This is a genomic window from Bacillus cereus group sp. BfR-BA-01382, from assembly GCF_022663475.1.
GTDB classification, from domain to species: domain Bacteria; phylum Bacillota; class Bacilli; order Bacillales; family Bacillaceae_G; genus Bacillus_A; species Bacillus_A thuringiensis_S.
The window spans coordinates 1-3,838 of record NZ_JAKUFQ010000196.1 but is presented as its reverse complement, the minus strand read 5'-3'; the positions used below and the strand labels follow the sequence as shown (position 1 = coordinate 3,838).

Genomic DNA, 3,838 nt, shown 5'->3' with positions numbered 1-3,838 from the left:
TTTTATTCATAAACCTTATAAAACCCTTGTTGTTAAAGTTTTTATGGGTTATAATATATTTATTAAATATAAATTAGAAATAAATTTCATAGAGGTGATGTATAATGGCAAGTTTAAAAGGCAAAACTCTTCATATAGACATAGAAGGTGATATTGGGAACGATTCATTTAAAGGTTACATCAATGGTGAATACATAAAAATGAAAAATGTATATCAAAGTGTTTACTCAATGCCTAATGTTACAGAGACAAACATCCAAAAAAACGTAGTTAATTTAGTAGATAATATGTTCGTGAATATTGCTAGTAAATCAATTCGAAGATCCGGAATGTATTTCATTGGTAATCGAGCGATGTTAACAGGGAAAAATCCTAAAAACATGAACATTAAAGTAGGTCAAAAATACAATGATGATTTACCTCTAATTAATATGCTAGGATTAATTGCAAACAAATCAGTTCAACTTGAATGGGAACGCACAGAAGAACTACCACAATCAATCAATGTGACTGTCGACCTTATTTCAGCTATCCCAGCAAGCCAATGGACACCCGTAAACGCTAAACATTTAGAACAGCGTTTTACTAATTCAAATCATGTTGTAGTGGTTTATGTAGGAGAAGAGCAGGTAACGGTTAGCTTAACATTTAATAGTGCAAACATTACACAAGAGGGTGTTCCTCCGTTATTTGCAATTCTTGAAGGGGAAGAGGAGATGTTTACTGATTTCACTAAACTATATGCAAAAAAACTTGAAATCAAAAAAATTGACGGCTCTTTCTTTAAAAACAAAAAGATTCTACATTCTGATATTGGGGATGGAACAACTGAGTATATCTATACAGTTGGCGTGAACCCAGTAATTGATGCTTGTAGCGGTGAAAGACGTGGTGTCGGTCATGCTACAGAAGAAGCTGTAAAATTATTAAATCAAGAACGTGGCACAAACATTAAACGCCAACAATTCTCTCAAATTCTTCAAGATATAGATCATAAATACCATGAAGAGGCAACAACCCACTTTAATATTACAAAAGTGGAACAAGCTGAACTAATCCTAGAAGATACAGATGAAAAATATGTAAACAATACAGCCAGTGAAGCTGAAGTTTTATGTGTGTATGGTGGGGGAAGTATTACTTTTAAAGATGAATTATATAATCAATTATTAGAGTATTGTGAGCGAGTTGGAATGTACTTATTGTGGATTCCAGAGAAATACGCTGTAGATATGAATGCTAAGGGGATGCAAATTATCAAGAAAATTCTTTCTCGAAAAAAGGTGAAATAGTATGTCCGACAAAAAAAGAGAATCCTTCTTCTGGAACCTCAAGAAGATTGAGAATGAAGAATTCTTTAAATGGTTCGAGTCACAAAGCAATATAGCCGATTCTTTGTATAAACTTGTTTGCTATTTTATTGATAAACACGGATTACAAGACGTGGCTGATTATAAGATACAGCAACAAATGCAAAAAGAAATTTTACTTCAAGATAAAGACTTTTTAAATGATGTTAAGCGTATACTTTTAAATAATTCAAACCTTACTATTCAAAAAGAAAGCCAAGCAAATGAAGAAGAGGTAGCCGATTCAAATAGAATAATCTCATCTAATGAAAAAAATTCTACTTCTAAAGATACACATATAGAAAATGAATCAACAGCTGAAAAAGCGGTACTAATAGATGAATATGAAGATCTGGATACGGCCAATTTATTTGGTAACTAGCGTTATAAATCCATGATAAAAAAGAGTCCCTATTTTAGGGACTCTTTTTATCATGGATTTAAGCTTTTTCTACATCTTATCAATAATAATTTGTCTTTTATACCACTGATTTAATTTATCTTTAGCCGTGCCTGAAAGGCGTTTTGTTTTCTTATTATAAAACCTAGAAAGGGTAGGTTGTGATATACCTATTTCTTTTGAAAGTTCTCGCATTGTAATATTTTTATTCATATGGAAGAATGATATTTTTTCTCTAATTGCATTTTCATAATCATCAACATCTAAAGTGTTATTTTCTATTTTCACTGGAGACTCTTCTTGTATGATCTCTACTGTTTTTTTCTTCGCTATTTTTTCTATTGAATTCATTAATTCTTTCGGTGGTAAAATTATTATACCTAACTGAGCATAATAGTTCTTAAACCAATTCTTCTTTGTTAACATTTCCTCTTTTAAATCTTCACTGTACTCCCAATGTGATATTACCTTTTCCTTCTCTAAATCAATAAGAACATTTTCTAACTGTTCACGGATACGATTTGGCTTTTGATTTTGATTTATACCCATGACAGCCAGTAATCCCTTATCTCCTCCTATAGAGTAAGGCCTTTTTAAACTAGAGAACATTTGACGAATTCTCCATTGCCAAGTTAAATAACGAATCAATCTCTTATGATATTTATGTCTATAACTATTATATTCTAACGCTTTTTTTGATAATAGTGCCGTTGTACTACTAGAACCATATAAATAACTTGATAAGAAGCTCCCTGGCTTAATCCTGCAAGATTCTATCCCCATATATTCGTTAGTGTTAGTATCTCTCCAGAGTACCACAGAATCTAATACAAAAAGCCTCTTAATAACTTCTCGCTTTACTTCATAATGTTTACCTGCTTCAGCTCGATCATTTAATACAACTACCTCATTATCATCATTTAAATAGATAAAAATACTTGCTAAGGCAGCAATACGTTTAGCAACCTTTATTTTATCTTCTGCTCGATAATATTCTGTGTTATTTGCCTTTGCCTTAGGTATGCTACACATTTCTAATACCTGATTATATGAAAAGTCTATGAATTCATCAGGGGACTTTGCCTCATTTAACCATTGGATAGTAATTGCATCTAGACAGTCAGCAGTTAAATCATCCATATTACTCATTACACCATCAACCAATGTATTCCAACGAGCAGCTTCTTCAATATTTATTAATCTTAAATCTTCATCCTTATGTGAAGAAAGTTGTGCAACTCCACTACTATCTTTCGTTTCAATTGGATAAGATTTCAACTTTGTATTTTCATCTTCTTCAAATTGATTCTTTGCTATGCCATCTCTTAATTTATAATAAACCGCAGAATTATTCACTTCATAGTAATTATCGTGCTCTAAACTTGTATTAGATTCCTTTGGTTCCTGCACGGTTTCATTGTTAGCTCTTGAAAACTCCTGCTCCACAAATAATCCTATCGCCACATCAATTTCAATTTGGTAAGCTCCTATGTTGGTGAATATTTCCAAAGAGGAGATTCCCTTTTTTTGTTGCTGTTCAAGCCACTGTACAAGCATTGAAAATGATGGGGAAAAATAGTCCGAAGTTACGATCCTACTAGTATCTTCTTTAACTTCTAAGTAATAAGCATTCCATTTATACCACAATTGTTCATTATGTTTATAGATAGGTGCTGATATTACTAATGCATCTTTAAACAATTGTAGAACATTATCCATATACATCCTTCTCCTTATTTAATTTACAATTGAGAATGATTTAAACTTAAATCTATATAGCCTTATGATGTTCCTATTCATGAAAATAAAAAAGAATACAGTAAGTTCTATCCAACCATCCTTTAGTGATAATCTAGCACGTATGCTTATAACCACTTCTTTTACTGATTATACAAGACTGTATCCATTTGGAAAAGGTAAGACGTTATAAGAAACCTAATATTTTTCAAGGAATTAGCTGAAACATGAAATTCTTTTGCGATATCATGTCCCTTTTGATTAAACATGAAAAAGCTAGGTTATTCATGTTTTAAAATTTCCCTTGTATATATGGGAATACTCATTAAAGTTTGCATAAAAAGTGAAAATT

The 3,838-nt window shown here is 31.5% G+C and carries 4 protein-coding genes; 3 read left to right on the top strand and 1 reads right to left on the bottom strand.

All coding sequences use genetic code 11. The features are described from left to right. The first annotated feature begins 104 nt into the window (after window positions 1-104). Together MR160_RS33080 and MR160_RS33075 are read left to right on the top strand one after the other, a co-directional pair. A complete protein-coding gene (locus MR160_RS33080) occupies window positions 105-1,292 on the top strand; it encodes a ParM/StbA family protein (RefSeq protein WP_000157615.1) in 1,188 nt (395 codons plus the stop codon). A 1-nt stretch (window position 1,293) separates the two neighbouring features. Next, window positions 1,294-1,731, top strand: coding sequence for a hypothetical protein (locus MR160_RS33075; RefSeq protein ID WP_242299161.1), 438 nt, complete (start codon window positions 1,294-1,296; stop codon window positions 1,729-1,731). Window positions 1,732-1,800: 69 nt separating this feature from the next. Here the strand turns inward: MR160_RS33075 and MR160_RS33070 are convergent, their stop codons facing one another. Then, entirely contained in the window at window positions 1,801-3,468 is a 1,668-nt protein-coding gene (locus MR160_RS33070; protein ID WP_242299160.1) for a helix-turn-helix domain-containing protein, read from the bottom strand. Between the two features lie 79 nt (window positions 3,469-3,547). On the opposite strand from MR160_RS33070, the gene MR160_RS34930 reads away from it, so the two are divergent. Then, window positions 3,548-3,679, top strand: a complete 132-nt coding sequence (locus MR160_RS34930; protein WP_255805879.1) for a hypothetical protein — start codon at window positions 3,548-3,550, stop codon at window positions 3,677-3,679. The last annotated feature ends 159 nt before the right edge of the window (window positions 3,680-3,838 follow it).